Genomic DNA, 26,814 nt, shown 5'->3' with positions numbered 1-26,814 from the left:
TTGCGATTTTCATGTTGGGGGATATGTAGGGGATGGCGGGCGGTTCGGCAAATGGGGGGGACGCCTGAAGCACCACCACCCACAGTGTCATCCCGGCGAAGGCCGGGATCCATCCCCAGGTCTTTCAACCGTTGCTGTGCGCGGCGCCATCTCAGGATGGATTCCGGCCTTCGCCGGAATGACATCGTGGTTAGATGCTACGATAGATGACCGGCACACGATTCCATGGACTGCCCGCACATGATTCCCTTTTTCGACGGCCACAATGACACGCTGTTACGCCTGCTGGAGACTGATGGCGCGGACAAGGAGCGGGGGTTCATCGAGGGGAGTCCGGCGGGGCATATCGACCTGCCGCGGGCCAAAGCGGGCGGGATGAAAGGCGGGTTTTTCGCCATGTTTCCGCCGCCGCTGAAGACGGGGCTGGCAGCCGTGAGCGGCAGTGCCGGGCTCAGCCCCAACCTGCCGCCGGAGCTGGCCTGGGGCGATGCGATGGCTTCGACCAGCGGCATGGCCTCCATCCTGCTGCGGCTGGAACGGGCGGGCGCGCTGGCACTGTGCCGCAACGCTGGGGACGTGCGGGCGGCGATGGCGGCGGACACGCTGGCGGCGATTTTCCATATCGAGGGGGCCGAGGCCATCGATACCGACTTCCGCTCGCTGGATGTGCTCCATGCGGCCGGTCTGCGCTCCATCGGCATTGTGTGGAGCCGGGCCAATGCCTTCGGGACCGGGGTGCCGTTCCGGCACGATGCCGACCCCGATATCGGGCCGGGCCTGAGCGATGCGGGCAAGGAACTGGTGCGGGTGTGCAATGGCATGGGGGTGATGATCGACCTCAGCCATCTCAATGCGGCGGGGTTCCGCGATGTGGCCGCCATCAGCAGCCACCCGCTGGTGGCGACCCATTCCAATGTGCATGCCATTTCCCCGCATGCCCGCAACCTGGTGGATTGGCAACTGGCCGCCATTGCCGAGAGCAAGGGCATGGTGGGGCTCAACTATGCCGTGGGCTTCTTGCGGCCGGACGGCAGGTTCATCGCCGATACCGAAATCGAGCTGATGGTGCGCCATGTCGATGCGCTGGTAGAGGCTTTGGGCGAGGACGGCGTGGCGCTGGGCAGCGATTTCGACGGCGCCATGGTGCCGGCGGCTATTGGGGACGTAACCGGCGTGCAGAAGCTGCTGCAGGCGCTGCTGGACAAGGGCTATGGGGAGGAACTGGTGCGCAAGATCGCGCTGGGGAACTGGGTGGGGATGGTGGAAAGGGTCATGGGGTAGGGGGCGACTGCGGCGGATGGCCCTCGGGTCGAGCCCGAGGGCGGTCCCGGGGTCGTTGCTACACACGGGCCGTCCTCGGGCTTGACCCGAGGACCAGTTTCCGCACCCACTGGATTATGGCAGCTTGGGTCTACATTGTGGCGAACAGGAAGTTTGGCGCCATCTATGTGGGGTCGACTTCAAATCTCGTTCGGCGCGTATGGCAGCACAAAAACGAGTTCGTGCCCAGCTTCACTCAGGAACATCATTGCCATCTGCTGGTGCATTTCGAAGAGCACCAGGACATTTATCGCGCAATGCAACGCGAGCGAAACGTCAAGCATTGGATCAGGGACTGGAAGGATGCCCTGATCGAGAAGGACAATCCCGAATGGGATGATCTCTATCACCTGATCACGCGGTGAGTGGCCCTCGGGTCGAGCCCGAGGGCGATACGGTGCTTTGGGAAAGATGGGCTAGAACGGAACGTCTTCCGCCTTCACGGTCTTTTTCGGTGCTGCCTTTTTCGCCGGAGCTTTCTTCGCGGCCGGTTTCTTGGCGGCTGCCTTCTTTGCCGGGGCCTTCTTCTTGCCGCCGCCCGCTTCGATCTTGGCGGCGATCAGGGCGACCGCCTGTTCCAGCGTTACATCCTCGGGCTTGGCATCCTTGGGAATGTTGGCGTAGACCTTGCCCTGATTGGCGTAGGGTCCGAAGCGGCCGATGGCGATCTTGATGGGCCCGCCGTCATGCTCGAAGGTCTTGATTGCCGAGGCACTGGCGCGCTGGAAGCCGCCGGCGGCCTTTTGCGCGATGAGGTCGACGGCGCGGTTGAGGCCGACGGTGAAGACTTCTTCCACTTCGGGCAGGTTGGCATATTTGCCATCATGCAGCACGAAGGGGCCGTAGCGGCCGATGCCGGCGGAGATGGGCAGGCCGGTTTCCGGATGGAGGCCGACTTCGCGCGGCAGCTTGAGCAGGCGCATCGCCGATTCCAGCGTCATGGCAGCAGCGTCCCACCCCTTGGGCAGGGATGAGCGCTTGGGCTCCTTGCCGTCGCCGAGCTGCACATAGGGACCAAAGCGCCCGGACTTGAGGAAGACTTCCTCGCCCGATTCCGGATCGGTGCCCAGAATGCCGTCGCCGGGAGCCGCTTCGCTGGACTGGCCGGAGGCGGCGTCCGAAAGCTGCATCGTGTGCTTGCATTCGGGATAGTTGGAGCAGCCGATAAAGGCGCCGAACTTGCCCAGTTTCAGCGACAGCTGACCGCTGCCGCAGGTGGGGCAACGGCGCGGGTCCGAGCCGTCTTCCTTGGGCGGGAAGATGCGGCTGGCCAGGGCCTCGTTGAGCGCATCGAGCACTTCGGAGACGCGGAGATCCTTGATCTCCTCGGTCGCGGCGGTGAAATCGCGCCAGAAATCGCGCAGTACCTGCTTGTAGTCGAGCTCGCCGGCCGAAATCTCGTCGAGCTGTTCTTCCAACCCGGCGGTGAAGCCGTATTCGACATAGCGGTTGAAGAAGTTTTCGAGGAAGGCGGTGACGATGCGGCCGCGATCCTCGGGATGGAGGGCCTTGCCCTCGAGGCGGACATAGTCGCGGTCCTTGAGAGTGGTGAGGGTCGCGGCATAGGTCGAGGGACGGCCGATGCCGAGCTCTTCCATCTTCTTGATGAGGCTGGCTTCGGTATAGCGGCTGGGCGGCTGGGTGAAATGCTGCTCGATATCGACCTGCTGCAGGCTCGGCTTGTCGCCGACGGCCAGCGGCGGCAATTCGCGGTCATCCTCGTCGTCGGTGTCTTCGTCAGATTTTACTTCGACGCCATAAAGCTTGAGGAAGCCGGGAAAGGTGACGACGGAGCCGACTGCACGCAGTTCCACCGCGCGGCCGGGCACGTTGACCGCGATATCGACGGTTGTGCGGTCGATCTCGGCCGATTTCATCTGGCTGGCGAGGGTGCGGCGCCAGATGAGGCCATAGAGCTTGGCCTGGTCGGCATCGATGCTCAGCTGTTCGGGGCGCTTGAACATATCCGTGGGGCGGATGGCTTCGTGCGCTTCCTGCGCATTCTTGGCCTTGGTCTGGTAGATGCGAGCCTTTTCGGGGAGGTATTCCTCGCCGAAGTATTTGCCGATGACCGAGCGGGCCATGGCGATGCCCTCCGGCGCCATCTGCACGGCGTCGGTTCGCATATAGGTGATGAGGCCGTCTTCGTAGAGGCGCTGGGCGATCTGCATGGTGCGTGACGGCGACAGGCCGAGGCGCGAGGAGGCGTCCTGCTGCAGCGAAGAGGTGGTGAAGGGGGCGTAGGGATTGCGTTTCGTCGGCTTCTTGTCGACGGATGACACGTTGAACTGGCCGGCCTCGATCAGCTTCTTCAGCTCGGCGGCATTCTCGCCGGTCTTGATGTCGAGCTTGTCACTCTTCTTGCCATCCACCGAGAACAGGCGAGCGAGGAAGCTCTTGCCCGACTGGGCCAGCTTGGCTTCGACGGACCAGTATTCGTCGGCCTTGAACTTCTCGATCTCGGCTTCGCGGTCGGAGACGAGGCGCAATGCTACCGACTGCACGCGGCCGGCCGAGCGGGAGCCCGGAAGCTTGCGCCACAGGATGGGCGAGAGGGTGAAGCCGACGAGGTAATCGAGGGCGCGGCGAGCCAGGTAGGCATCGACCAGCGGCATGTCGATTTCGCGCGGCTGGGCCATCGCGGTGGTGACGGCGTCCTTGGTGATGGCGTTGAACACCACGCGCTGGACGGTAGTGTCCTTCTTGAGGGCCTTCTTCTGGCGCAGCACATCCAGCACATGCCAGGAAATGGCTTCGCCTTCGCGATCCGGGTCGGTTGCGAGGATCAGGCCATCGGCGCCCTTGAGGGCGTTTGCGATGTCGGCAAGGCGCTTGCGGGAGGCAGTATCGACCTCCCAGGACATGGCGAAGTCCTCGTCGGGACGCACCGAGCCATCCTTGGCGGGCAAATCACGGACATGGCCGAAGGAGGCCAGGACCTCGTAGCCCGACCCCAGATATTTGTTGATTGTCTTGGCTTTAGCCGGACTTTCAACGACGACGACCTTCATGGATGACCCGTTCCGCAACGCTTTGTAAGAAGTGGCGCAACATGGTGAAGCCGGAACAGCGTGTCAATGCGGGCAAACGCGCCGCGATCGGGCTCTCTCTTAGAGAGAGGATTTTTTGGCCCGATTCCGCCACGCCTTGCATCTGCCATACCAGATATGCAGGAATGGGGATGCGCGTTCTGCGCCACGCCCTCGTTGCATTGCTCCCGATTGACCGGCCCGCGCCGACGCGCGCTGCCGTCCGTGGAGCACAGGGCCATTCTGGAGGATTTGACATGGACTATCGCAAGCTCGGCAATAGCGGCACCGTCGTCACCAAATACTGCCTCGGCACCATGACCTTCGGCGCGGAGGCGGACGAAGCGACCTCGTTCCGGCTGATGGACGACTATGTGGCCGCCGGCGGCAATTTCATCGATACGGCCAATGTCTACAGCGCCGGCGTGTCCGAGGAGATCGTCGGGCGCTGGCTCAAGGGCAAGGCGCTGCGCGATCTGGTGATCACCACCAAGGGGCGGTTCCCCATGGGGGACGGGCCGAACCATCTTGGCCTGTCGCGCAAGAACCTGCGCGAGGCGCTGGATGCGTCGCTGAAGCGGCTCGGGGTAGACCACATCGACCTCTACCAAATGCACGCCTTCGACGCGCTGACGCCGCTGGAGGAAACGCTGCGCTTTCTCGATGACTCAATTCGTAACGGCAAGATTGCCTATTACGGCTTTTCCAATTTCCTGGGCTGGCAGATGACCAAGGCCGTATGGCTGGCCAAAGCCAATGGCTACCAGCCGCCGGTGACGCTGCAGCCGCAATACAATCTGCTGGTGCGCGATATCGAGCACGAAATCGTGCCGGCGGCGCTGGATGCCGGGATCGGCCTGCTGCCGTGGTCGCCGCTGGGTGGCGGCTGGCTGAGCGGCAAATACAAGCGCGACCAGATGCCGTCAGGCGCCACGCGACTGGGCGAACGGCCGGACCGTGGCCAGGAAGCCTATGCCGGCCGCAATGCCAAATCGGCCACCTGGGACATTATCGGCGCACTCGAGGAGACCGCCCGGGCCCGCGGCGTCAGCATGGCGCAAATCGCCCTTGCCTGGGTGGCCGCGCAGCCGGCGGTGACCTCGGTGATCCTGGGTGCGCGGACGACCGAACAGTTGCAGGACAATCTGGGCGCGGTCGATCTGGTGCTGACTGCCGAGGAGATGGAGACGCTGAGCGCCGTCAGCAGGCCGGCCATCGGCGACTATCCTTATGGCGCCAGCGGCATGAACCAGCGCAGCCGCAAGATTGAGGGCGGGCGGTAGGGCCAGCACTTCCTGCTCCCCTTGCGGGAGAAGGTTCACGAAGGGCGTAAGACGGGGTATCTTAATACTTCAGCGCCACCAATTGCCCGCTCGACCACTCGACTTGCCCCGCCAGGTCTAGTTCGAGCAGCAGCATCTGCATGGACGAGGCGGTGAGACCGGACTGGCGGACCAGTTCATCGACATCGATGGGCGTGGCGCTGAGGGCCGAGAGCAGGCGGGAGCGGTCGTCTTCGCTGGGCGGCGGCGTGTCGGGCAGCAGGTCGGGCTCCCAGTCGCGGTCGAACAGGGCGCCACGGGCCGGGTCGGCGCTGCCCAGGGTTTCGATGATATCCGCCGCGCTGGTAATGAGCCGGGCGCCCTGCTGGATGAGGGCATTGCCGCCTTCGGCACGCGGATCGAGCGGGGAGCCGGGGACGGCGAAAACGTCGCGGTTCTGTTCCAGCGCCAGCCGGGCGGTGATGAGCGAGCCGCTGCGCCTGGCGGCTTCGACCACGACGACGCCGAGGGAGAGACCGGAAACCAGCCGGTTACGCCTCGGGAAGTCGCGGGCGCGCGGTTCCCAGCCCAGCGGCATTTCGGTGAGCAGGCACCCGCCATTGTCGAGAATGTCGTGGGCGAGCGGGATGTTCTCGTCGGGATAAATCTTGTCGAAGCCACCGGCGAGGACGGCAATGGTGCCTGTCGTGAGCGTGGCGCGATGGGCCGCCGTGTCGATGCCGCGGGCGAGGCCGGAGACCACGGTATAGCCGCGTTCGCCGAGATCGCCGGCGAGCAGGCGCGTCATCTTGATGCCGGCGGCGGAGGCGTTGCGAGCGCCGACAATGGCGACGGTGCGCAGCCAATCAAGGTTCTGGCCGCCGGCCATAGTGACCAGCGGCGGGGCGGCGGGAATATAGGCGAGAAGCGGCGGATAATCCGCTTCGCCGCTGGCGACGAGGCGGGCGCCATAGCGCGCAAGGCCGGCTATTTCATCTTCGGCTTCGGCTTTTGTAGGCATGCGCAGAGGCTTGCCGGTGCGCCTGAGCAGGCCGGGCAGGGCGTCGAGCGCGCCATCGGCCGAGCCGAAGCGGTTGAGCAACTGGCGGAAGGTGGCGGGGCCGACATTGTCGGTGCGCAGCAGGCGCAGCCAATCGAGACGCTGCGCGTCGGTAAGCGTGGCGGCCTGGCGCGGCGCCAAGCCTAGGAGGCCTTTTTCTCCGAGCCGATCCTGGGCTCGGTGCCGGCCATCAGCCGGGCGATGTTTTCGCGGTGCTGGAAAAAGAGCAGGATGGCCATGGCGGCGACCGCACCCGCGAGCCATTCATTGACCACGACGAAGGCGAAGATGGGCGCGGTGGCAGCGGCGGTGAGGGCGGCGAGCGAGCTCATTTTCTGGGCGAAGGCGATGACCAGCCAGACCGCGCAAAAGATGAGGCCGACCGGCCAGGACAAAGCAAGGAGCGAGCCGATCATCACCGAGACGCCCTTGCCGCCCTTGAAATTGAGCCAGACCGGAAAACAGTGGCCGAGCAGGGCGCCGATGGCGGCCAGCATGGCGGCGTTTTCGCCCCAATAGTAGCGGGCGACGAGAATCGGCAGGGCGGCCTTGGCGGCATCGAGCACCAATGTCGCGGCGGCGACCCAGCGATTGCCGGTGCGCAGCACATTGGTCGCCCCGATATTGCCCGAGCCGATATCGCGAATATCACCCAGGCCCGCAGCGCGGGTCAGCAGCAGGCCGAAGGGAACGGAGCCGCAGAGATAGCCGAGGACGATGGCATAAAGGAGCGGCATCAGGTCGGCTGGCATATGGTGGTCCCCCTCAAATCGTGCGGAAAAATAGCCCCAGCGCGGTGGTTCCCACAAGAGGCTTCCCAAACTCGGTGTCATTCCGGCCTTGAGCCGGGAGTGTTTACAAATTGAGGCTGGGCCTCAATCACGGTGTCATTCCGGCGAAGGCCGGAATCCATCCTGAGATGACTGAGCCATCGCAGCAGGAGGAAAGACCTCAGGATGGATCCCGGCCTTCGCCGGGATGACATCGCGGGGGGGGGTCGGCATTTGGGCTAGTCGACGTGCTCGAACACCGTTTCCCCACCCACGATGGTCCGCATCACCTTGCCGCCCAGCCTTGCACCTTCGAAGCTGGTGTTGCGGGACCGGGAGCGGAGGTCGCGCTCGCTGACCTGCCAGGGGTAGTCGAGATCGACCAGGATCAGGTCGGCCGGTGCGCCCTTGGCGATGCGGCCGGAGGGGAGGCCGAGGATTTCGGCGGGGCGGCTGGTCATGGCGCGGAGAATGGTCATGAGTGCGACATCGCCGGAATGATGCAGGCGCAGGGCGGCGGCGAGCAGGGTTTCGAGGCCGATGGCGCCATCGGAGGCTTCGGCGAAGGGCTGGCGCTTGACCTCGGTATCCTGCGGGTCGTGGTCGGAATGGATGGTGTCGATGGCGCCGCTGCGCAGCCCTTCGATGACGGCCTGCCGGTCATCCTCGGAGCGCAGGGGCGTGCCCAGCTTGAAGAAGGTGCGGTAGCGGCCGATGTCGTTTTCGTTCAGCGCGAGGTTATTGATCGAGACGCCTGACGTAACTGATTTGTTACGCTTCTTGGCCGCTGCCATCAGTTCCACAGAGGCGGCGCAGGAAATCTGGGCGGCGTGGTATGTCGCGCCGGTCAGGGCGGCGAGCTGGAGGTCGCGGGCCAGCGGGATGGTCTCAGCCTCGCGGGGAATACCCTTGAGGCCGAGAATGGTGGCGAAGAGACCTTCATTCATCACGCCGTCGCCGGTGAGGCTCTGGTCGGAGACGTGGTGGACGACCGTCATGCCGTAATTGGCGGCATAGCTCATCACCGTGCGGAGCAGGGCTGACGACTGGATGGACTGGCGGCCATCGGTGAGGCAGACGGCGCCGGCTTCCTTGAGCAGGCCGAATTCGGTCATCTCCTGGCCGGCAAGGCCCTTGGTGATGGCGCCGGCAGGCAGGACGTTGACCTTGCTGGTCGCCTTGGCGCGGCGGATCAGGAAATCCACCAGCGCGCCATCGTCCACGACGGGGGAGGTATCGGGCATCATGACGAAGCTGGTGACGCCGCCGGCAGCGGCGGCTTCGCCGGCCGAGGCGAGGGTTTCGCGATATTCCTTGCCGGGCTCGCCGGTGAAAACGCGCATGTCGATGAGGCCGGGGGCGAGGATGAGGCCCTTGGCATTGATCACTTCGGCACCATCGGGGATGCCGATGGGGGCGCCGAGGGCGATGTCGGAGACGAGACCGTTTTCGATAAGGACCGCGCCCTTGCTATCGGTGCCGGAGGCGGGATTGACGATGCGGGCATTTTCGATGAGCAGGGGCCGGGTCATGCTGCGTTCCCCTCCGAATTCCTGGCCGGGAGGAGCGCATCGAGCACGGCCATGCGCACGGCAACGCCCATTTCCACCTGGTCGGTGATGACCGAGGCGGGGCCGTCGGCAATGGCGGGGTCGATCTCGACGCCGCGATTCATCGGCCCCGGATGCATGACGATGGCGTCGGGTTTGGCGAAGGCGAGCTTTTCGGCGTCGAGGCCATAGAAGCGGTAATATTCGCGGACCGAGGGGATCATGCGGCCATTGGCGCGCTCATGCTGCAGGCGCAGCATCATCACCACGTCGGCATCCTTGAGGCCTTCGCGCATGTCGGTGAAGACCTCGGTGGCGAGGTGTTCGATCCCGGCGGGCAGCAGGTTGCGCGGGGCGATGACGCGGGTGCGGACATTGAGGGCGCCGAGCAGCAGCAGATTGGAGCGGACGACGCGGGAATTGGCGATATCGCCGCAGATGGCGACGGTGAGGCCGGAAATGCGGCCCTTGTGGTTGCGGATGGTGAGCGCATCGAGCAGGGCCTGGGTCGGATGCTCATGGGCGCCGTCGCCGGCATTGATGACGGCGCAGCCGACCTTCTGGCTGAGCAGTTCCACCGCGCCGGCCGCCGAGTGGCGGACGACGATGACGTCGGGGCGCATGGCATTGAGCGTGGCGGCGGTGTCCACGAGGGTTTCGCCCTTGGAGACCGAGGAGGTCTTGACCGACATGTTCATCACCAGCGCGCCGAGACGCTTGCCGGCGATCTCGAACGAGCCCTGGGTGCGCGTAGAAGGCTCGAAGAAGAGGTTGATCTGCGTCTTGCCCGACAGAGTCGGGTGCGATTTTCGCTCCTGCCGGGAGACCGGAACCATGCGCTCGGCGCGGTCGAGCAGATCCACGATCTCGTGTTGCTTGAGATCGGCGATGGAGAGCAGGTGCTTCTGGCTGAAAGGAGGGAAATCGCCGGATGACGCGGCGGACGAGGTGCTTTTGCTGGCGCGAGCTTGGGCCATGCGCTCCGATCCCTGATACTTGCTGCGGTCTAGCCGAGGGGAGCGGGAGGGGCAAGTGGGCGTACGCTTTTAACGTAGATTATCCCCGCCGCAGCCGGTCGAGTGCGCCCTGCAGGATGTAGCTGGCGGCGAGCTTGTCGACGACTTCGGCGCGGCGGTCGCGGCGGAGATCGGCCTCGATCATCATGCGGGTGACCGCGCTGGTGGAGAGGCGCTCATCCCAGAAGGCGATGGGAAGCGCCGTCTTCTGCGCCAGGTTGCGGGCGAAGGCGCGCGTGGACTGGACGCGGGGGCCTTCGGAGCCGTCCATGTTGAGCGGCAGGCCGAGAATGATGGCGGCGATCTGGTTTTCGGCGATCAGCACGAGAATGCGCTCGGCGTCCTGCGTGAATTTAGTACGCTTGATGGTTTCGAGCGGGGTGGCCGAATAGCGCATGCCGTCGGAAATGGCGACGCCGATGGTCTTGGTGCCGAGGTCGAGCGCCATGACGCGGCCGGTCGCCGGGATGGCGGCGAGAGGATTGGCGAAGTCGCTGGAGGGCTCGTCGGTCATGGCTTCGTCCTATAGGCTGCGGCTGGATTTGGCGACAGGAAAGCATTGGATGAAACTCACCTGGTTCGGCGGGACGACGATCCGCGTTCATATCGGCGGTGCGATTCTGGTGGTGGATGCTGCGGGGGCGCCTGAGGGAATCGATGCGGCGGAGTTGGTTTCGGGGGCGGATGTGGTGATTGCCGGGTTCGGCGCGGAGCTGCAAGCCACCGATGCAGCGCGGTGGAGGCCACGCAAGCCGTCGCGGTTGCTGGACGAGGGTGACGCGCCCCCGGCGGTGGAGGCCTGGTCGGCCGGGCCGGGCGCGGTGCTGATCGACGCCGTGGGTGAGCCGCCCTTGCTGCTGGTGGCGGGCGACGTGCCGGTTCTCGGGCGCTGGATGGAAATCGCTGTGGTGACGCTGTTCGGCGATGGCGCCGGGCTGACGGCGCTGGGGCAGGGTGTGCTGGAGGATACGCCGCCGCGGCTATTGGCGCTGGCGGGGGACGAGGCGGCGATCGATTTGGCGATCCCGGCTTTGCGGGATCGGCTGGATGGAAGCGGGCTGGTGGCGCTCGAAGCCGGGATGGCATTGGAAATCTGATCCGGCCCATCAGCCATTTTCATTGTCTTTTGTGGCGGACGGTTGCTAATAACGGCCCAAATCGAGCCGTTCTGTTCTGGAGTTTCCCATGTCTGTCGACGCCGCAACCGTAAAGCGCATCGGGCGCCTGGCGCGCATCCGCATCGAAGAGAGCGAAGTGGCTGCCTACCAGAGCGAGCTCAATGCCATTCTCGGCTTTGTGGAACAGCTGGCCGAAGTCAATGTCGAGGGCGTCGAGCCGATGACCTCGGTGACGCCGATGGTGTTGCGCCGCCGCGACGATGTGATCAGCGATGGCGGCTATCCGGAAAAGATCGTCAGCAATGCGCCGCTGACCGAAGATAATTTCTTCATGGTGCCCAAGGTGATCGAATAATGGCGGTTTCCATCGCCATCGAAACGCCTTTGCAGGACGATGTGCGTGGCCTCGTCGCCCGGCTTAACGATCATCTGCTGCCGCTGTCGCCGCTGGAATTCCAGTTCAAGATGACGGTGGAACAGATGGCCGGCAGCGACACGACGCTGTTCGTGGCGCGGGACGAGACCGGCAAGGCCGTGGGCATGGGAGCGCTCAAGGTGCATTCGGGGGAACTGGGCGAGGTGAAGCGCATGTTCACCGACCCTGATATGCGCGGCAAGCGGATCGGTTCGGCGCTGCTGGAGGCTATCGTGGCGCTGGCGCGCGGGAAGGGCTTGCCCGTGCTGATGCTGGAAACGGGCACCGGACCCGGCATGGCCGAGGCGCATCGGCTTTATACGCGTAGCGGTTTCGTTACCCGTGGTCCGTTTCTCGACTATCCCGACAGCGCGTGGTCGGCCTTTTTCGAGCTGCCGCTCACGGTGGAGGCAAGCGCATGAAGGCGCATCTGATCGCGGGCCTGTTCGTGCTCGCCGCGCCCGTCCTGGCGCAAGAAGACATGGTTATCGACCAGACCAAGCTCTATGTCAGCGACCCCGCCGCCTGCCAGGCGCTGGAAAAGCAGGGCGTCGATGCCTGGATGGACATGGACTTCCTGAGCCTGAGCTTTACCAGTGGCATCCAGTCCATGGAATTTCACTGCAATTTCTATGACATCAAGAGCCGGCCCAATACGCCGCTGCTCTTCGTGGACGCCGTGTGCGAAATGCCCGGCGACCTCTATCCAGACATGATGGCCATCGCGCCAAATGGCGAAGACTCCATCCGTGTCGTTTCCAGCAGCGATACGATACTGGCGCTGGCCAATAGCGACGCGCCACCATCGGACTATCCCGCAGGAACGACCATCTATCACCGCTGCGACAATCTGAGCGAGATCCCTGTTGACTGACCTGACCAAACTGAGCCTGGCCGAAGCACGCAAGGGCCTCAAGGCCAAGAGCTTTACCGCCACCGAACTCACCGGCGCCTATCTTGCGGCGATCGAGAAGGCCAATCCTGCGCTCAACGCCTATGTGGCGGTGACGCCGGAACAGGCGCTCGACATGGCCAGGGCCAGCGACGCCAAGCTGGCGGCCGGGCAGGGCGGGACGCTGGAAGGCATTCCGCTGGGCATCAAGGACCTGTTCGGCACCAAGGGCGTGCATACCCAGGCGGCCAGCCACATCCTAGACGGCTTCAAGCCGGAATATGAATCGACCGTGACCAGCAATCTGTGGCGCGACGGCGCCGTCATGCTGGGCAAGCTGAACATGGATGAATTCGCCATGGGCTCGTCCAACGAGACCAGCTATTACGGCCCCGTCGTCAGCCCGTTCCGGGCCGAAGGCAGCAATGCCAACCTGGTGCCGGGCGGCTCCTCGGGCGGTTCGGCGGCGGCGGTCTCGGCCTGGCTCTGCGCCGGTGCGACGGCCACCGATACCGGCGGCTCCATCCGCCAGCCGGCGGCGTTTACCGGCACAGTCGGCATCAAGCCGACCTATGGCCGCTGCTCGCGCTGGGGCGTGGTGGCCTTCGCCTCCTCGCTCGACCAGGCCGGGCCGATTGCCCGCACCGTGGAAGATGCGGCGATCATGATGACCTCCATGTCGGGGTTCGACCCCAAGGATTCGACCTGTGTCGACCTGGCAGTACCGGACTTTGCCGCCGCGGTGGAACGCGGCGTGAAGGGCCTCACCATCGGCGTGCCCCGCGAATATCGCATGGACGGGATGCCCGGCGAGATCGAAAAACTGTGGAGCCAGGGGCTCGAATGGCTCAAGGCCGAGGGTGCCACGGTCAAGGACATTTCGCTGCCGCATACCAAGTATGCCCTGCCCGCCTATTATATCGTGGCGCCGGCCGAGGCCTCGTCCAACCTGGCCCGCTATGACGGCGTCAAGTATGGCCTGCGCGTTTCGGGCAAGGACATTACCGACATGTATGAACTCACCCGCGCTGCCGGTTTCGGCCGCGAGGTGAAGCGCCGCATCATGATCGGGACCTATGTGCTGTCGGCGGGCTATTTCGACGCCTATTACGTCAAGGCGCAGAAGGTCCGCACGCTGATCAAGAAGGATTTCGAGGACGCGTTCAACGCGGGCGTCGATGCCATCCTGACCCCGGCGACGCCCTCGGCGGCCTTCGGCGTGGGCGATGAAGCACTGGCCGCCGATCCGGTGGCGATGTACCTCAATGACATCTTCACCGTGACGGTGAACATGGCCGGCCTGCCGGGCATTGCCGTGCCAGCCGGCAAGGATGCCAAGGGCCTGCCGCTCGGATTGCAGCTCATCGGCAAGCCGTTCGACGAGGAAACGCTGTTCGCGGCGGGCCGGGTGATCGAGAAGGCTGCGGGTGGGGATTTTGCGCCGAAGCAGTGGTGGTAATATCCTGCCACGCCTCGTGGTTCGAGGCGCTGAAGAAGCGCACCTCACCATGAGGGCTGTTGATACACCGAGTTTCCAGTAGCCCTCATGGTGAGGTGGGAGCTCTTCGCGAGCCTCGAACCACGAGGGCGTGGCAGAGCGCCCACTTGATCCCCGCACCATTCCGCCTTATTTGGCCCCAATGCACAAATTGAAATTGGTTGTGACGCCGCCACGCGTGGCGTCCGGGCCGGCAAGGGTTTCTTCGATGGCCACTGACATCTTCACTTCGCTCGACTGGTCCGAGCCGCCCAAGGATATGAGCAAGCCGCTGCAGGCGCTGTGGTGGCTCAAGAAGGGCGGGCTGCGCGTCGGTCCCGAATGGGAACAGGCGCACAACATCGTCCAGGCCATGGAAGGCGTGCAGGCTTTCGACTGGGTGCATGCGCTGATGCACTGGATCGAGGCCGATATGGGCAATGCCGATTACTGGTATCGCCGTGCCGGCAAGCGCCGCGCCACCGCCAGCGTGGGCAGTGAATGGGAACACATCGCGGCCGCACTGAGCGAGGTTACGCGGCACTAGACGACGTAGGGTGGGGCCACGCTGGACCCAAGGTGCACGATGTCACCCCGGCGAAGGCCGGGGTCCATCCTGAGGTCTATCAACGCTCACCGAATGTGGAGACATCTCAGGATGGATTCCGGCCTTCGCCGGAATGACACCGTGGATGGGTGCGGAGTGCCGCTACCTGTTATCCACCTCGCTCCGCACCAGTTCCAACCCGCGCCGGGTGATGCGGTAGGGTTGGCCGCCGGATGACTTGATGGCCTTGCGGGCCTTGAGTTTCCTGAACAGGACCAGGCTGCAATTGCTCATCAGCCAGCCGTCGCGGTTGAAGAATTCAAGGCCGGTCACCTTGCCGGTTTCGGTCTTGAGCAGCGCGATGCGGCCACCCTGAGCCAGGGCGTGCAGCACCCGCTGTTCGTCTCGTGAAATATCCATGGAAAGTCAGTTGCCTGTAAGCGGCGGATCAGCGATCCGCGAACAAACATAATCTCCCGACGGCATCACGCGCGGCGGGCGACTGGTTCATTCATGCCCCGTCGCGGATGGACGGGGCTTCAGGCGATCTCGGACTGACTAGACATGACGGTTTGATAGCGCCGCCTAGACCAATTGCGCAAGACGGGCGGTTGAAATCCCGGCCGGGGCGGTGCAAACCAGCAACAGCAAAACTGACTGGAAGCCCGCCGTGACCGCACCGAAATCGCCCGAAGCCTGCGAAACCAAGGACGACGTCCGCATCGAGATCGACCGCGTCGACCATGCGCTGCTCAACCTGTTTGCCGAACGGCACCGCTATGTGACGCGCATGGCGCAGATCAAGACCGACCCGCATGAAGCGCGCGACCCCGCCCGCATCGAGGCCGTCATTGCCAAGGTCCGCGACCGCAGTTTGGCTCTTGATCTCGACGAGGATCAGGCCGAACTTGTGTGGCGGACCCTGATCGACTGGAACATCAACTACGAGAAGGGCATCATCGCGGCGCGGCGCCGCTAGGGGCGATCAGTCCCTCAAGGAGGCCACCATGGCGGGTATTTCCATTCGCAAGGCCGAGACATCGGATGCTCGCCGGCTGGCCGATATTGCCTATCGCGCCTGGGAAAGCGGGATTTTTCCGCTGCTGACCGAGCAACCGGGCATGAAGCAGGCCGAGCAGCGCCGGCTGGCGCAGGCGGTGGCGGAAACGCTGAGCCGCATCATCGTTGCCGAGGTGGACGGGATCGTGGTGGCGTGGTGTTCCCGCTCGGCGCGGCGGGCCTATATTCCCTTTCTTTTCGTGATGCCGGAATTGCAGGGTCACGGGCTGGGCTCGACGCTGCTGCGGCGCATGGAGAGCATGCTGGAGCTCGAAGGCGCGGAACGGGTACAGCTCGAAACACCGGCCGACAATGTGCGGGCGGTTCGGTTCTACGAGAAGCAGGGCTATCGGATATTGGCGCTGCGGCCGGATGGGCGGGCGGCGCATGAACCGTTCATGAGCGTGCATCTGGAGAAAAGACTGAGCCCATTCGAGGGTGAGATCGAGGATGAGGACTAGGCTCGCGCCCTTCTCCCTTGTGGGAGAGGGATAGAAAATCCTCGTCCAGAGGATTTTCGAGGGTGAGGGGTGCTGCGTCATCCCATGCTTCGGATCGAGTGGATGGCGCTGCAGCCCCCTCATCCGCCCTTTGGGCACCTTCTCCCACGAGGGGAGAAGGGAAGCCGGTGACTGTTGCAACGCCGAGGCAACACCAGTAATCACATACTACCTTTCGCCTTGCCTCCCAGGACGTTCAATTGACCCTCATCGACACGCGCACGCCCAATCCCAAGAGCTTCATCGCCGGCTCGACCGGCGACTGGGAGGTCATCATCGGCATGGAAGTGCATGCCCAGGTGACATCGGAGAGCAAGCTGTTCTCGGGGTCTTCCACGGAGTTCGGCAATCCGCCCAATTCCAATGTCAGCTTCGTGGATGCGGCCATGCCGGGCATGCTGCCGGTGATCAACGAGGAATGCGTGCGCCAGGCGGTGCGGACTGGGCTTGGCCTGAAGGCCGCGATCAACAAGCGGAGCGTGTTCGACCGGAAGAACTACTTCTATCCGGACCTGCCGCAGGGCTACCAGATATCCCAGTTCAAGGACCCGATCGTGGGCGAGGGCAAGGTGCTGCTCGACATGCCTGAGGGGCAGATCGAGATCGGCATCGAGCGGCTGCATCTGGAACAGGATGCCGGCAAGTCGATCCATGACCAGCATCCGAACATGAGCTTCGTGGATTTGAACCGCTCCGGCGTGGCGCTGATGGAGATCGTGTCGAAGCCGGACCTGCGCTCGTCCGAGGAGGCCAAGGAATATCTGGGCAAGCTGCGCACCATCCTGCGCTATCTGGGCACCTGCGACGGCAATATGGAGCAGGGCTCCATGCGCGCAGACGTCAACGTCTCGGTGCGCAAGCCGGGCGGCGAATTCGGTACGCGCTGCGAGATCAAGAACGTGAACTCGATCCGCTTTGCCGGCCAGGCCATCGAATACGAGGCGCGGCGGCAGATCGACATCCTGGAAGATGGTGGCGTGATCGACCAGGAGACACGGCTGTTCGACCCCAAGCTGGGCGAGACGCGCTCGATGCGGAGCAAGGAAGAGGCGCATGACTATCGCTACTTCCCCGATCCGGACCTGCTGCCGCTGGAATTCGATGATGCGTTCATCGCCATGCTGGCGGAGGGCCTGCCGGAATTGCCGGACGAAAAGAAGGCACGCTTCGTGGGCGACTATGGCGTGACCGCCTATGACGCCATGGTGCTGACGCTGGATCGCGAGACGGCGGACTATTATGAGAGCTGCGTGGCTTTCGGCGGCGGTAAGCGTGACGGCAAGGCCGTGGCCAACCTGCTCAATGCCGACGTTGCAGCCTTTGCCAACAGCCAGGGGCTGGCGGTGTGGGAAACCCACCTCAAGCCGAGCCAGATTGCCGGTATTGTCGACCTCGTCGCGTCGGGGACGATTTCGTCCAAGGGCGCCAAGGACCTGCTGCAGGTGATCATCGCCGAGGAGCCCGAGGGCGAGCCGGCCGAGATCGTCGAGCGCCGCGGCATGAAGCAGGTGACCGATATGGGGGCGATCGAGAAGATCGTCGACGAGATCATCGCCGCCAATCCGGAGCAGGTCGAGAAGGTCAAGGCCAAGCCGACCATGATCGGCTGGTTCGTCGGCCAGGCCATGAAGGCCTCGGGCGGCAAGGCCAATCCGCAGGCACTGAGCGACCTGATGAAGCAGAAGCTCGGGATCGAGTAACGGAGCCGACCATGCCGAACATGAGTGTTTCGCTGCGTAACGTGCCGGACACTCAGGCGGCGATGGGCTGGGCCGGCGGGCATACCGTGATCATCGACCGGGCGGAAGGCCGGGCCGGTGGCATGGGGCTGGGCTTCAATGGCGGGCAGATGATTGCGCTCGCCATCGGCGGCTGCTTCTGCAACGACCTGCGCTATATGGCCGAAACAATGGGCATCAGCATCGACACGATTGCGGTGGACGTGACCATTACCCTGGCAGGCAGTCCGCTGCTGGTGACCGGCGCCGAGATGGTGGTGCGCGTCGAGGGGCAGGGCGACGTGGCGGAACTGATCCGCCGTGCAGCCGCCGACTCTACCGTGGGCAATTCGGTGCAGCGCGGCTTTCCGGTGACCGTTACGCAGGCTTAGGGATTGGGATCATGCCCCGGCTCGGGCGGGAGCTCGGGATTGATGGGTGTGGGATTTTCGATCGGCGGGGTGACCGGCAGCTCCTTTGGGCCGGGCGGCACCGGATCCATGGGTTGTGGCTGGGCCGGCTCGGGCTGGGGCACGATCTCGTCGGGCGATCTGGGGTCGATGTCGGGTCTGGGCTGGTTCATTGTGCGCTCCTTGGTGGAGCAACGGGCGGGCCGTTCTGTCGTTCCCCTGCGAACAGAGGTTTCCGCTTTCGCGGGGGGTGACAGTGCGGTTTAGACGGCCGCCGGCTTCCGACGCCGGACCAGCCTGCCATCCATGAAAATGAGGCCGATGAAAATCACCACGATGCCAACCAGATGGGCGGCTTCGAGGCGCTCATGCAGCACCATGACGCCGAGCAGGATGGCCGAAATGGGGGTGATGAAAGTGTTGAGCGACAGATTGGTGGCGCCGACGCGGGGCAGGAGCCAATAGACCAGCAGGAAGCTGACGCTGGTAGAGAAGGTGCCGATGGCAAAGAGGGCACCCCAGGTCTCGGCGCGGGTGATGACCGGAATGCCGCTGAACAGCAGGGCGATCGGGATCGACAATAGCGCCGCGGCTGTCAGCGAACAGGTGGCAACGGCGGCGGAATCGACATCCTTGAAACGGCGGGCATAGTTGAGCGTGAGGGCGTAGCAGAGCGTGGCACCCATGGCCGCGAGCAGGCCGATGACCTGGGCCGAGGCGCCCGCGCCCAAAGCGGGCAAAGCCAGTATGACCGCACCGACAAAGCCGATGGCGACGCCGGCCACCTTGTTCCAGGTAGCCTTTTCGCCACCCGGCCAAAGCTGGGAGACGATGACCGTGCTCATGGGGGTGAGGCCGTTGATGACCCCGACAATGCCGCTGGCGACAGTCTGTTCCGCAAAGGGGAAGAGCGCGAAGGGAATGGCGTAATTGAGGATGCCGAGCACCAGCAGCTGGGCATAGATGCGCCAGTCATTGGGCAGGGTCTTGCGCATGGCCAGGAAATACACCCAGCAGATGGCAGCGCCGATGGTGACGCGGCCGGCAGAAACCCAAAGCGGGCTGATCTCGCGGATCAGGATGGCGTTGAACAGGAAGGAACAGCCCCAGACGGCGCCGAGCAGGATGATAAGCAGCCAATAGCGCAGGGGCATGAATGTTCTCCGTTTGTCCGTGTTGTAGCGGAGGCGCAGAGTCGCGTCGAACCGATTTTGACGATGGGGCGCATCAAATTCGGTGATGGCCGGAGACCTCATGGTGAGCCAAGAGGTCTACTGATGGACTGCGGCTTTGCCTTCTGCCAGCAGCCTCAACGCTTCAGGGTAGATCCGATGTTCTTCAACGAGAACACGCGCCGCGAGGGTATCGGGCGTGTCGCCGGGGAGGACGGGGACTTCAGCCTGGATTATCGGTGCACCTTCGTCGAGGCCGGGCGTGACGAAGTGGACCGTGCAGCCGTGGACTTTGGCGCCGTCGGCCAGCGCGCGTTCGTGGGTGTGCAGACCCTTGTAGAGCGGGAGCAGGGAGGGGTGGATGTTGATCATCCGGCCCTGCCAGCGGGTGACAAAATCCTCGCCCAGGATGCGCATGAAGCCGGCCAGGCAGACGATGTCGATATTCCAGCTTTCGAGCGTCTGGGTCATGACGTCCTCGAACATGTCGCGGCTGGGAAACTTGCTCTGCGCCAGCGAGGCGGTGGCGATACCCTCGGCCGCGGCGATGGCGAGGCCTGGTGCAGCGGCGCGGTTGGAGAGCACGCCGACGATTTCGGCCGGGTAGTCGGACGCCTTGGCGGCAGCGATCAGCGCCGACATGTTCGAGCCCCGGCCCGAAATCAGGATGGCGACGCGCTTGCGGCTCATAGAGCCAGATGGCCCTGGAAGGTAACCGGCTCGCCGCTGCGGGCAGTGAGCTTGCCGACTATGGCGGCGGTTTCGCCCGCTGCGGTGAGCTGATCGACCAGCTTCTCGGCATCCTCGGGCGTGACGGCCACCAGCATGCCGACGCCGCAATTGAAGGTGCGCAGCATTTCGCGCTCGTTCATGCCGCCGACATGGCTGAGCCAGCCGAAGACCTTGGGCACGGTGAAGGCATTGAGATCGACGTGAGCGGCGAGGTGATCGGGCAGCACGCGCGGAATATTGTCGATGAAGCCGCCACCGGTGATATGGGCCAGCGCCTTGATGCCGATGCCAGCCTTGAGGGCGGCGAGGAGCGGTTTCACATAGATGCGGGTGGGCGTGAGCAGGGCTTCGGACAGCGACTGGCCGGGCGCGAAGGGGGCGTCCATGTACCAATCGATGCCACTCAGTTCGACGATCTTGCGAACCAGCGAATAGCCATTGGAATGGACGCCGGAGGAGGCGATGGCGACCAGGGTGTCGCCTTCGGCGATATCGGGGCGGGGCAGGAGGGTGCCGCGCTCGGCGGCGCCGACGGCAAAGCCGGCCAGATCGTAGTCCTTGCCGTGATACATGCCCGGCATTTCGGCGGTTTCGCCGCCGATCAGGGCGCAACCGGCAATGCGGCAGCCCTCGGCAATGCCGGAGACGATAGCGGTACCCTGTTCCACATCGAGCTTGCCGGTGGCGAAATAGTCGAGGAAGAACAGCGGCTCGGCGCCCTGCACGATGATGTCGTTGACACACATGGCCACCAGGTCCTGCCCAATGGTGGCATGGTTGCCGGTATCGATGGCGATCTTGAGCTTGGTGCCGACGCCGTCATTGGCGGCGACCAGCACCGGGTCGGTGAACCCGGCCGCCTTGAGGTCGAACAATCCGCCGAAGCCGCCGATCTCGCCATCGGCGCCGGGGCGGCGCGTCGAGCGCACAGCGGGCTTGATGGCTTCAACGAGTGCATTGCCGGCATCGATGTCGACGCCCGCCTGCTTGTATGAAAGACCGTTTGATGTCAGGTTTTGCGGATCGGACATTGGCCTCGGGACCGTGTGGGGAAAGCGTGCGCAAAGCCGTTACCGGAAGACCAAGGCGGTTGCCAAGCCCGGAGCCGGAAGCTAGACGGCCTGATAGCTTCTCCACCACCCAGACGCAAGGGCCGCCCGGCGCCATGACACTCCGAAATCAAGTGCTGATCTGGACCACCTTCCTGGTCGTACTGGTACTGCTGCTCTGGCTGTTCCGCGGTATCCTGCTACCCTTCGTTGTCGGCGCGGCCTTGGCCTATCTGCTCAACCCGCTGGTCAATCAGCTCCAGCAGTGGCGATTCAGCCGGGGGTGGGCGACGGCGGTGGTGCTGCTCAGCGTCATCACCATCTTTGTCAGCCTGTTCTTCATGTTCGTGCCGTTGATCGGCCAGCAGATCATCGGGCTGATCCAGCGGCTGCCCGGCTATGTCAGCGACCTGCAGGCGCTGATCACCAAATGGTCGCCGGAAATCAACGAATGGCTGGGCCCGCAGCGCGCCGCGCAATTGCAGGCCGGCATCAACGACATGGCGACCCAGGCACTCGGTTTCATCGCCACTATCCCCGCCGAACTGGTCAATATCGGCCTGACTGGCGCCGGCGTCATCGGCTTCACGCTGCTGACCCCGGTGGTGGCCTTCTACCTGCTGCTCGACTGGGAGGGCATGGTTCGCGGCCTGCAGGGCCTGCTGCCACGCGAGCATCGCCCCGAGATCAACCAGATCCTGGGCGATATCGACAAGTCCATGGCCGGCGTCATCCGGGGGCAGGGCGGTGTGCTGCTGATCGACGCGGCCTATTATGCCACGGCGCTCAGCCTGATCGGGCTCAATTTCGGGCTTGCCGTCGGACTGATCGGCGGGCTGCTCAGCTTTATTCCGTTCGTCGGCTTCGCCATCGGCTTCGCCCTGTCGGTCGGCATCGCCATCGTGCAGTTCTGGCCCAATTACTGGATGGTGGTCGGCGTCTGCGCCATTTTCCTGGGCTGGCAGTTCATCGAGGGCAATATCCTCTATCCCAAGCTCGTGGGCGGCTCGATCAACATCAACCCAGTCTGGCTGATGTTCGCGCTGCTGGCCTTTGGCGCGCTGTTCGGCTTTGTCGGGCTGCTGCTGGCCGTGCCGCTGGCCGCCATTGTGGGCGTGCTGGTCCGCTATGGCGTGGCCAAGTACAAGGCCAGCACCCTCTATCTCGGGCAGAACGGTGGCCCCGATGGCACTCCCGGCCAGCCCTGACGAGCCCAGGGGGCAATTGACGCTCGAACTGGGCCACACGGCTGCCCAGGGGGAGGGCGACTTCCTCGTGGGTGAGGGCAATGCGCTGGCACATGGCCGCATCATGGCCTTTCCGCACTGGCCAGACCCGGTGACGCTGCTGATCGGCCCTGCCAAGTCTGGCAAGTCGCATCTGGCGCGGATTTTCGCCGACCGCAGCGGCGCGCGCTATGCCGGAAAAGGTGATCTCGAGGCGCTGGCGGCCGAGGGCGGCGTGGTGCCTGTTATCGTCGAGGACGTGGACCGGCTGGATTATGACGAGGCGGGACTGTTCCACCTGCTGAACCAGTCGATGCGCGAACAGCGGCCAATCCTGCTGACGGCGCGGGAAGACATTGCGAACTGGCCGCTGGCGACCGATGATGTACGCTCGCGGGCGCGGCGGGCGGCCGCCTATGTGCTGGAACTGACGGACGACATCCAATTGTCACAGATGTTCGTGAAACTGTTCGGGGATCGCCAGGTCAAGGTCGATCCCAGAATCATCTCCTACCTGGTGGCGCGCATGGAGCGCTCCGCCGAAGAAGTGGTGATACTCGCCGACCTCATTGACCGGCTGGCGCTTGCCAAGGGCACGGCCATCACCCGCAGCATCGCCGCCGATGCACTCGACCGCCGCCGGATAGCGGGCGGCGGCGCGAGCCACGAACAGGACTGGGATAACCAAGACGATGAATGAGCTGAGCGAGTTCGCCGATACCGAAGCCTCGGTCCCCGACATAGAGGCGCTGCGCAAGAGCCCGGCGCGCTTCGTCAATCGCGAGGTGAGCTGGCTGCAGTTCAACATGCGCGTGCTGGAGGAAGCAGGGAACGTCAATCACCCGCTACTGGAGCGGCTGCGCTTCGTCTCCATCTCGGCCAACAATCTCGACGAATTCTACATGGTCCGCGTCGCCGGCCTAAAAGGCCAGATGCGGGCAGGGCTCAGCAAACAGAGCGCTGACGGGCTGACCCCGGCCGAGCAGATGGAAGAAATCGCCACGCTCGCCCAGCATCTGCAACTGGAGCAGCAGGACCACTGGCAGAGCCTGCGCGAGGAACTGTTTGCGCAGAATGTGGTGATCCACGAGGCCGACGACCTGACGCCGGACCAGGTGAACTACCTGCAAAAACTGTTCCGCGAGGAAATCTTCCCGGTGCTGACGCCGATCGCCGTCGATCCTGCCCATCCCTTCCCCTTCATCCCCAATCTGGGGCTGGCGCTGGCCTTCGAGCTGAAGCGCCCGGACAATGACCTGCCGCTGACGGCCCTGGTGCGCATCCCCGGCAATCTCGATCGCTTCATCAACCTGCCGACGGGGCTGGTTTCGGATGGGCGCAGCGAGGTCGTGACCATCGACACGCTGGTCAAGCTGTTCTTCCACAAGATGTTCCCCGGCCATGAAGTGGTCGGCTCGGGCGCCTTCCGCGTCATCCGCGACAGCGAAATCGAAATCGACGACGAAGCCGCCGACCTGGTGATCGAGTTCGAGACGGCCTTGCGCCAGCGCCGGCGCGGGCAGGTGATCCGGCTCGAAATCGAAAGCTCGATGCCGCGGGCGCTCAAGCGCCAGATCGGCGAACAGCTCGGCGTCAAGGAAGCCGACGTGTTCGAAGTGCACGGGTTCCTCGGCCTCGCCGACGCGCGAAAAGTCTGTGATGTGGACCGGCCGGACCTCAAATTCGTGCCCTATCATGCCCGTTTCCCCGAGCGCATCCGCGACTATAGCGGCGACAGCTTCGCCGCTATCCGCGCCAAGGACATTCTGGTCCACCACCCGTTCGAGAGTTTCGACGTGGTGGCGCAGTTCCTGATGCAGGCGGCGCGCGACCCCGACGTGGTGGCCATCAAGCAGACGCTGTATCGCACCTCGGCGGACAGCCCGATCATCAAGGCGCTGGTGCTGGCGGCGGAAGCCGGCAAGTCGGTGACGTGCCTGGTGGAACTCAAGGCGCGCTTCGACGAAGAGGCCAATATCCGCTGGGCTCGCGACCTGGAGCGGGCGGGCGCGCAGGTAGTGTTCGGCTTCATCGAGCTCAAGACCCACGCCAAGCTCAGCCAGGTGGTGCGGCGGGAAAAGGGCAAGCTGGTGAGCTATTGCCATATCGGCACCGGCAACTACCACCCGATCACCGCCAAGATCTATACCGACCTCAGCTATTTCACCATCGATCCGGCCATCACCCGCGACGTGGCGCGCGTGTTCAATTTCATCACCGGCTATGCAAGGCCGACCGAGCTCGAAACCATCGCCGTATCGCCGGTCAACCTGCGGCAGACGCTGGTCGACAATATCGCGCGGGAAATCGAATTCGCCCGCAACGGCCAGCCGGCCGGCATCCTGCTCAAGATGAATTCACTGGTGGACCCCGAAATCATCGACGCGCTCTACGACGCCAGCCAGGCCGGCGTAAAGATCGACCTCATCGTTCGCGGCATCTGCTGCCTGCGGCCGGGAATCCCCGGATTCTCGGACAATATCAGGGTGAAATCGGTGGTCGGACGGTTCCTCGAACACAGCCGCATCTATTGCTTCGGCAATGGCGAAACCATGCCGAGCCCGCGCGCCAAGGTCTATATTTCCTCGGCCGACCTGATGGGCCGGAACCTCGACGGACGAGTGGAAGTGATGGTGCCGATCCTCAACAAGACCGTGCATAAGCAAATCCTCGACCGGATTCTGGTTGCCTATCTCAAAGACAACCGGCAGAGCTGGGAAGTGCTGCCGGACGGCAGCTCGCATCGCGTGCGCATTGCCGAAGGAGAAGAACCCTTCAATGCGCATGACTACTTCATGACCAATCCGTCGCTGTCCGGACGCGGCAGCGCCAGCGGTGAAGGTGAAGAGGGCCTGGCTTGAATCAATTCTGGGGCGTCGATGCCGATCCGACAGCACAGGGCCGCATCAAGGGCGCCAAGCCCGTGGCCGTGCTCGACATCGGGTCCAATTCGGTGCGCCTGGTGGTTTATGAGCGCCACGCGCGGGCCCTGACGCCGCTCTACAACGAAAAATCGGCCTGCGCGCTGGGGCGCGGGGTGGGCCAGACCGGCCGGCTGGCCGAGGCCAACATGAAGCAGGCGCTGGGGGCGATCCAGCGCTTTGACCTCGTGGCGCGCATGATGCGGGTCGGCAAGGTGCATGTGCTGGCCACCTCGGCCGTGCGCGATGCCGCCAACCGGCAGGACTTCGTCGATGCCGTCGAGGCGCTGATGGACAGCAAGGTGCAGGTGCTGAGCGGCGAGCAGGAGGCCCATTATGCCGCCCTCGGCGCGGTGGCCGGCATTCCCGGCTTCTCGGGCATCGTCGGCGACCTGGGCGGGGGGAGCCTGGAATTGTCGCGCATCACCGATGGCAGCGATACCGATGGGGCATCGTTCGAGCTGGGCGTCATCCGGCTGCAGGACGACAGCGGCGGCTCGCCCGGCCAGGCCGCAGGCATCGTGCGCGATCGCCTGCAGAAATCCGCATTGCCCAAGGCAGCCAAGGGCGCATCCTTTGCCGCCATCGGCGGCACCTGGCGCTCGCTGGCCAAGCTCCACCAGATCGCGCGCGGCTACCCGCTGCATATGGTACAGAACTATGTCGTGCCGGCCGACGACATGATCCAGTTCTGCCAGGAAATCACCGGCGCCGCTTCGCTCAAGGCCTATGCAGGCGCCGAGCATGTCAGTTCCTCGCGGCGCGAGCTGGTGCCCTTCGGCGCCGCGGTGCTGGCCGAAGTGCTCAGGGTCGGCCAGTTCGCCAATGTGGTATTCTCTGCCCTGGGCGTACGCGAGGGCTATCTCTACGGCATGCTCGACAAGCGCGAACAGGCCATCGACCCGCTGATCCAGGGCGCCGAGGAGCTATCGGTGCTGCGCTCGCGCTCGCCGGCCCATGCCAGCGACCTGGTGGAGTTCACCGGACAATTCCTCGATGTCTCGGGCACGGCCGAAACGCCCGAGCAGCGGCGTTTGCGCATCGTGGCGTGCCTCCTGGCCGATATCGGCTGGCGCGCGCACCCCGACTATCGCGGGCCGCAAAGCGTCGATGCCGTGGCCTATGGCTCGATGACCGGCGTGGATCACCCCGGCCGCTCGTTCCTCGCCCAGGTCATGGCGGTGCGTTATGACGGGCTCAAGAGCAAGGCGGCGGCGCGGCTGGCGGGGCTCGGAACGGCCGACCTGACGGCGCGCGCCAGGCTGATCGGGGCGCTGTTCCGCGTAGCTTACCCGATGACCGCGGCCATGCCCGGCATCCTGCCGCGCATCCGCTTCGAGGTGGCCGGCAACGCTCTGTCGCTGGTGCTGCCGGGTGACCTGGCGTTCCTCGATGGCGAGCATCTGCAGGGCCGACTGGACCAGTTTGCCGGCGTGGCGGGTTTCAAGAATTCCGCGATGCGGGTGGAGTAGCGGCATTGCCACGCCCTCGTGGTTCGAGGCGCTGAAGAAGCGCACCTCACCATGAGGGCTACTTTGAACGCGGCGCTAACAGTAGCCCTCATGGTGAGG

28 protein-coding genes are annotated in these 26,814 nt (G+C 64.3%); 17 read left to right on the top strand and 11 right to left on the bottom strand.

Annotated features, from left to right (window positions below):
• Positions 1 to 240 precede the first annotated feature (240 nt).
• Both ASD04_RS01770 and ASD04_RS01765 read left to right on the top strand, forming a co-directional pair.
• Positions 241 to 1,281, top strand: coding sequence for a dipeptidase (locus tag ASD04_RS01770; protein ID WP_244488220.1), 1,041 nt, complete (start codon positions 241 to 243; stop codon positions 1,279 to 1,281).
• Between the two features lie 116 nt (positions 1,282 to 1,397).
• Entirely contained in the window at positions 1,398 to 1,685 is a 288-nt protein-coding gene (locus ASD04_RS01765; protein WP_056251646.1) for a GIY-YIG nuclease family protein, read from the top strand.
• A 51-nt stretch (positions 1,686 to 1,736) separates the two neighbouring features.
• Here ASD04_RS01765 and topA read toward each other — a convergent pair whose 3' ends face one another.
• Positions 1,737 to 4,331 carry a type I DNA topoisomerase gene (topA, locus tag ASD04_RS01760; protein WP_056251644.1) on the bottom strand — a complete coding sequence of 865 codons (2,595 nt, stop codon included), beginning with the start codon at positions 4,329 to 4,331 and terminating at the stop codon, positions 1,737 to 1,739.
• Between the two features lie 275 nt (positions 4,332 to 4,606).
• Between topA and ASD04_RS01755 the strand changes: the two genes are divergently transcribed.
• Entirely contained in the window at positions 4,607 to 5,632 is a 1,026-nt protein-coding gene (locus ASD04_RS01755) for an aldo/keto reductase (RefSeq protein WP_056251640.1), read from the top strand.
• 61 nt (positions 5,633 to 5,693) lie between these two features.
• Here ASD04_RS01755 and dprA read toward each other — a convergent pair whose 3' ends face one another.
• The 5 genes from dprA to ruvX all read right to left on the bottom strand — a co-directional run bounded on the left by dprA (position 5,694) and on the right by ruvX (position 10,521).
• Positions 5,694 to 6,812 (bottom strand): DNA-processing protein DprA, encoded by a 1,119-nt coding sequence (dprA, locus tag ASD04_RS01750; RefSeq protein WP_056251637.1) that lies wholly within the window; start codon positions 6,810 to 6,812, stop codon positions 5,694 to 5,696.
• Between the two features lie 2 nt (positions 6,813 to 6,814).
• Positions 6,815 to 7,423 carry a glycerol-3-phosphate 1-O-acyltransferase PlsY gene (gene plsY / locus ASD04_RS01745; RefSeq protein ID WP_156461092.1) on the bottom strand — a complete coding sequence of 203 codons (609 nt, stop codon included), beginning with the start codon at positions 7,421 to 7,423 and terminating at the stop codon, positions 6,815 to 6,817.
• Positions 7,424 to 7,680: 257 nt separating this feature from the next.
• The gene (gene pyrC, locus ASD04_RS01740) at positions 7,681 to 8,973 is read right to left on the bottom strand and encodes a dihydroorotase (protein WP_056251634.1); all 1,293 of its coding nucleotides are present in this window, start codon (positions 8,971 to 8,973) and stop codon (positions 7,681 to 7,683) included.
• Positions 8,970 to 9,968, bottom strand: a complete 999-nt coding sequence (locus ASD04_RS01735) for an aspartate carbamoyltransferase catalytic subunit (protein ID WP_056251630.1) — start codon at positions 9,966 to 9,968, stop codon at positions 8,970 to 8,972. The genes pyrC and ASD04_RS01735 overlap by 4 nt, the downstream gene beginning before the upstream one ends.
• Positions 9,969 to 10,047: 79 nt before the next feature.
• Positions 10,048 to 10,521: a Holliday junction resolvase RuvX gene (gene ruvX, locus ASD04_RS01730; RefSeq protein ID WP_056251628.1), complete on the bottom strand. Its 474-nt coding sequence runs from the start codon at positions 10,519 to 10,521 to the stop codon at positions 10,048 to 10,050.
• A 49-nt stretch (positions 10,522 to 10,570) separates the two neighbouring features.
• Between ruvX and ASD04_RS01725 the strand changes: the two genes are divergently transcribed.
• The 6 genes from ASD04_RS01725 to ASD04_RS01700 all read left to right on the top strand — a co-directional run bounded on the left by ASD04_RS01725 (position 10,571) and on the right by ASD04_RS01700 (position 14,456).
• The gene (locus ASD04_RS01725) at positions 10,571 to 11,104 is read left to right on the top strand and encodes a hypothetical protein (RefSeq protein ID WP_056251622.1); all 534 of its coding nucleotides are present in this window, start codon (positions 10,571 to 10,573) and stop codon (positions 11,102 to 11,104) included.
• Positions 11,105 to 11,192: 88 nt separating this feature from the next.
• Entirely contained in the window at positions 11,193 to 11,480 is a 288-nt protein-coding gene (gene gatC, locus ASD04_RS01720; protein WP_056251621.1) for an Asp-tRNA(Asn)/Glu-tRNA(Gln) amidotransferase subunit GatC, read from the top strand.
• Positions 11,480 to 11,962, top strand: a complete 483-nt coding sequence (locus tag ASD04_RS01715) for a GNAT family N-acetyltransferase (RefSeq protein ID WP_056251617.1) — start codon at positions 11,480 to 11,482, stop codon at positions 11,960 to 11,962. The genes gatC and ASD04_RS01715 overlap by 1 nt, the downstream gene beginning before the upstream one ends.
• Complete coding sequence (locus ASD04_RS01710; protein ID WP_056251615.1) at positions 11,959 to 12,414, top strand: hypothetical protein; 456 nt, start codon at positions 11,959 to 11,961, stop codon at positions 12,412 to 12,414. The genes ASD04_RS01715 and ASD04_RS01710 overlap by 4 nt, the downstream gene beginning before the upstream one ends.
• Entirely contained in the window at positions 12,407 to 13,891 is a 1,485-nt protein-coding gene (gene gatA, locus ASD04_RS01705) for an Asp-tRNA(Asn)/Glu-tRNA(Gln) amidotransferase subunit GatA (protein WP_056251611.1), read from the top strand. The genes ASD04_RS01710 and gatA overlap by 8 nt, the downstream gene beginning before the upstream one ends.
• A gap of 247 nt (positions 13,892 to 14,138) precedes the next feature.
• Positions 14,139 to 14,456: a hypothetical protein gene (locus tag ASD04_RS01700; protein WP_056251608.1), complete on the top strand. Its 318-nt coding sequence runs from the start codon at positions 14,139 to 14,141 to the stop codon at positions 14,454 to 14,456.
• 162 nt (positions 14,457 to 14,618) lie between these two features.
• Here the strand turns inward: ASD04_RS01700 and ASD04_RS01695 are convergent, their stop codons facing one another.
• Positions 14,619 to 14,876, bottom strand: a complete 258-nt coding sequence (locus tag ASD04_RS01695) for a YjhX family toxin (protein WP_056251604.1) — start codon at positions 14,874 to 14,876, stop codon at positions 14,619 to 14,621.
• A gap of 250 nt (positions 14,877 to 15,126) precedes the next feature.
• Here ASD04_RS01695 and ASD04_RS01690 point away from each other — a divergent pair, with 250 nt between their 5' ends.
• The 4 genes from ASD04_RS01690 to ASD04_RS01675 all read left to right on the top strand — a co-directional run bounded on the left by ASD04_RS01690 (position 15,127) and on the right by ASD04_RS01675 (position 18,125).
• A complete protein-coding gene (locus ASD04_RS01690) occupies positions 15,127 to 15,435 on the top strand; it encodes a chorismate mutase (RefSeq protein ID WP_056251603.1) in 309 nt (102 codons plus the stop codon).
• Positions 15,436 to 15,463: 28 nt separating this feature from the next.
• Positions 15,464 to 15,976 (top strand): GNAT family N-acetyltransferase, encoded by a 513-nt coding sequence (locus tag ASD04_RS01685; RefSeq protein ID WP_056251600.1) that lies wholly within the window; start codon positions 15,464 to 15,466, stop codon positions 15,974 to 15,976.
• Between the two features lie 239 nt (positions 15,977 to 16,215).
• Complete coding sequence (gene gatB, locus ASD04_RS01680; RefSeq protein WP_056251598.1) at positions 16,216 to 17,715, top strand: Asp-tRNA(Asn)/Glu-tRNA(Gln) amidotransferase subunit GatB; 1,500 nt, start codon at positions 16,216 to 16,218, stop codon at positions 17,713 to 17,715.
• 11 nt (positions 17,716 to 17,726) lie between these two features.
• Positions 17,727 to 18,125 carry an OsmC family protein gene (locus tag ASD04_RS01675; RefSeq protein ID WP_056251595.1) on the top strand — a complete coding sequence of 133 codons (399 nt, stop codon included), beginning with the start codon at positions 17,727 to 17,729 and terminating at the stop codon, positions 18,123 to 18,125.
• Here the strand turns inward: ASD04_RS01675 and ASD04_RS01670 are convergent.
• The 4 genes from ASD04_RS01670 to purM form a co-directional block, all read right to left on the bottom strand.
• Positions 18,122 to 18,316 carry a hypothetical protein gene (locus ASD04_RS01670; RefSeq protein ID WP_056251592.1) on the bottom strand — a complete coding sequence of 65 codons (195 nt, stop codon included), beginning with the start codon at positions 18,314 to 18,316 and terminating at the stop codon, positions 18,122 to 18,124. The two genes, ASD04_RS01675 and ASD04_RS01670, sit on opposite strands and share 4 nt — an antisense overlap.
• A 90-nt stretch (positions 18,317 to 18,406) precedes the next feature.
• Entirely contained in the window at positions 18,407 to 19,297 is an 891-nt protein-coding gene (locus ASD04_RS01665) for a DMT family transporter (protein WP_056251590.1), read from the bottom strand.
• Positions 19,298 to 19,414: 117 nt separating this feature from the next.
• Positions 19,415 to 20,005 (bottom strand): phosphoribosylglycinamide formyltransferase, encoded by a 591-nt coding sequence (gene purN / locus ASD04_RS01660; RefSeq protein WP_056251587.1) that lies wholly within the window; start codon positions 20,003 to 20,005, stop codon positions 19,415 to 19,417.
• The gene (purM, locus tag ASD04_RS01655) at positions 20,002 to 21,078 is read right to left on the bottom strand and encodes a phosphoribosylformylglycinamidine cyclo-ligase (RefSeq protein WP_056251585.1); all 1,077 of its coding nucleotides are present in this window, start codon (positions 21,076 to 21,078) and stop codon (positions 20,002 to 20,004) included. Before purM ends, purN begins: the two co-directional genes overlap by 4 nt.
• Before the next feature lie 134 nt (positions 21,079 to 21,212).
• Here purM and ASD04_RS01650 point away from each other — a divergent pair, with 134 nt between their 5' ends.
• Genes ASD04_RS01650 through ASD04_RS01635 form a run of 4 tightly spaced genes read left to right on the top strand, consistent with a single transcriptional unit; the run spans position 21,213 to position 26,715 of the window.
• Positions 21,213 to 22,304, top strand: a complete 1,092-nt coding sequence (locus ASD04_RS01650; protein ID WP_162245090.1) for an AI-2E family transporter — start codon at positions 21,213 to 21,215, stop codon at positions 22,302 to 22,304.
• Positions 22,282 to 23,022, top strand: coding sequence for a hypothetical protein (locus ASD04_RS01645; protein ID WP_056251581.1), 741 nt, complete (start codon positions 22,282 to 22,284; stop codon positions 23,020 to 23,022). Before ASD04_RS01650 ends, ASD04_RS01645 begins: the two co-directional genes overlap by 23 nt.
• On the top strand, positions 23,015 to 25,183 hold the full coding sequence (locus tag ASD04_RS01640; protein WP_056251578.1) for an RNA degradosome polyphosphate kinase: 2,169 nt from the start codon (positions 23,015 to 23,017) through the stop codon (positions 25,181 to 25,183). Before ASD04_RS01645 ends, ASD04_RS01640 begins: the two co-directional genes overlap by 8 nt.
• Positions 25,180 to 26,715 (top strand): Ppx/GppA phosphatase family protein, encoded by a 1,536-nt coding sequence (locus tag ASD04_RS01635; RefSeq protein WP_056251576.1) that lies wholly within the window; start codon positions 25,180 to 25,182, stop codon positions 26,713 to 26,715. Before ASD04_RS01640 ends, ASD04_RS01635 begins: the two co-directional genes overlap by 4 nt.
• The last annotated feature ends 99 nt before the right edge of the window (positions 26,716 to 26,814 follow it).

Source organism: Devosia sp. Root436, from assembly GCF_001426345.1.
Lineage (GTDB): Bacteria > Pseudomonadota > Alphaproteobacteria > Rhizobiales > Devosiaceae > Devosia.
Note: the sequence above shows the minus strand (reverse complement) of the source record. Positions and strands in the feature narration are given on the sequence as shown.

Bases quoted from the DNA above. Each gene is read 5' to 3' on its own strand.
- ASD04_RS01770 (WP_244488220.1), top strand. From the start codon at position 241: ATGATTCCCTTTTTCGACGGCCACAATGACACGCTGTTACGCCTGCTG.
- ASD04_RS01765 (WP_056251646.1), top strand. From the start codon at position 1,398: ATGGCAGCTTGGGTCTACATTGTGGCGAACAGGAAGTTTGGCGCCATC.
- topA (WP_056251644.1), bottom strand. From the start codon at position 4,331: ATGAAGGTCGTCGTCGTTGAAAGTCCGGCTAAAGCCAAGACAATCAAC.
- ASD04_RS01755 (WP_056251640.1), top strand. From the start codon at position 4,607: ATGGACTATCGCAAGCTCGGCAATAGCGGCACCGTCGTCACCAAATAC.
- plsY (WP_156461092.1), bottom strand. From the start codon at position 7,423: ATGCCAGCCGACCTGATGCCGCTCCTTTATGCCATCGTCCTCGGCTAT.
- pyrC (WP_056251634.1), bottom strand. From the start codon at position 8,973: ATGACCCGGCCCCTGCTCATCGAAAATGCCCGCATCGTCAATCCCGCC.
- ASD04_RS01735 (WP_056251630.1), bottom strand. From the start codon at position 9,968: ATGGCCCAAGCTCGCGCCAGCAAAAGCACCTCGTCCGCCGCGTCATCC.
- ruvX (WP_056251628.1), bottom strand. From the start codon at position 10,521: ATGACCGACGAGCCCTCCAGCGACTTCGCCAATCCTCTCGCCGCCATC.
- ASD04_RS01725 (WP_056251622.1), top strand. From the start codon at position 10,571: ATGAAACTCACCTGGTTCGGCGGGACGACGATCCGCGTTCATATCGGC.
- gatC (WP_056251621.1), top strand. From the start codon at position 11,193: ATGTCTGTCGACGCCGCAACCGTAAAGCGCATCGGGCGCCTGGCGCGC.
- ASD04_RS01715 (WP_056251617.1), top strand. From the start codon at position 11,480: ATGGCGGTTTCCATCGCCATCGAAACGCCTTTGCAGGACGATGTGCGT.
- ASD04_RS01710 (WP_056251615.1), top strand. From the start codon at position 11,959: ATGAAGGCGCATCTGATCGCGGGCCTGTTCGTGCTCGCCGCGCCCGTC.
- ASD04_RS01700 (WP_056251608.1), top strand. From the start codon at position 14,139: ATGGCCACTGACATCTTCACTTCGCTCGACTGGTCCGAGCCGCCCAAG.
- ASD04_RS01695 (WP_056251604.1), bottom strand. From the start codon at position 14,876: ATGGATATTTCACGAGACGAACAGCGGGTGCTGCACGCCCTGGCTCAG.
- ASD04_RS01685 (WP_056251600.1), top strand. From the start codon at position 15,464: ATGGCGGGTATTTCCATTCGCAAGGCCGAGACATCGGATGCTCGCCGG.
- ASD04_RS01675 (WP_056251595.1), top strand. From the start codon at position 17,727: ATGCCGAACATGAGTGTTTCGCTGCGTAACGTGCCGGACACTCAGGCG.
- ASD04_RS01670 (WP_056251592.1), bottom strand. From the start codon at position 18,316: ATGAACCAGCCCAGACCCGACATCGACCCCAGATCGCCCGACGAGATC.
- ASD04_RS01665 (WP_056251590.1), bottom strand. From the start codon at position 19,297: ATGCCCCTGCGCTATTGGCTGCTTATCATCCTGCTCGGCGCCGTCTGG.
- purN (WP_056251587.1), bottom strand. From the start codon at position 20,005: ATGAGCCGCAAGCGCGTCGCCATCCTGATTTCGGGCCGGGGCTCGAAC.
- purM (WP_056251585.1), bottom strand. From the start codon at position 21,078: ATGTCCGATCCGCAAAACCTGACATCAAACGGTCTTTCATACAAGCAG.
- ASD04_RS01650 (WP_162245090.1), top strand. From the start codon at position 21,213: ATGACACTCCGAAATCAAGTGCTGATCTGGACCACCTTCCTGGTCGTA.
- ASD04_RS01645 (WP_056251581.1), top strand. From the start codon at position 22,282: ATGGCACTCCCGGCCAGCCCTGACGAGCCCAGGGGGCAATTGACGCTC.
- ASD04_RS01640 (WP_056251578.1), top strand. From the start codon at position 23,015: ATGAATGAGCTGAGCGAGTTCGCCGATACCGAAGCCTCGGTCCCCGAC.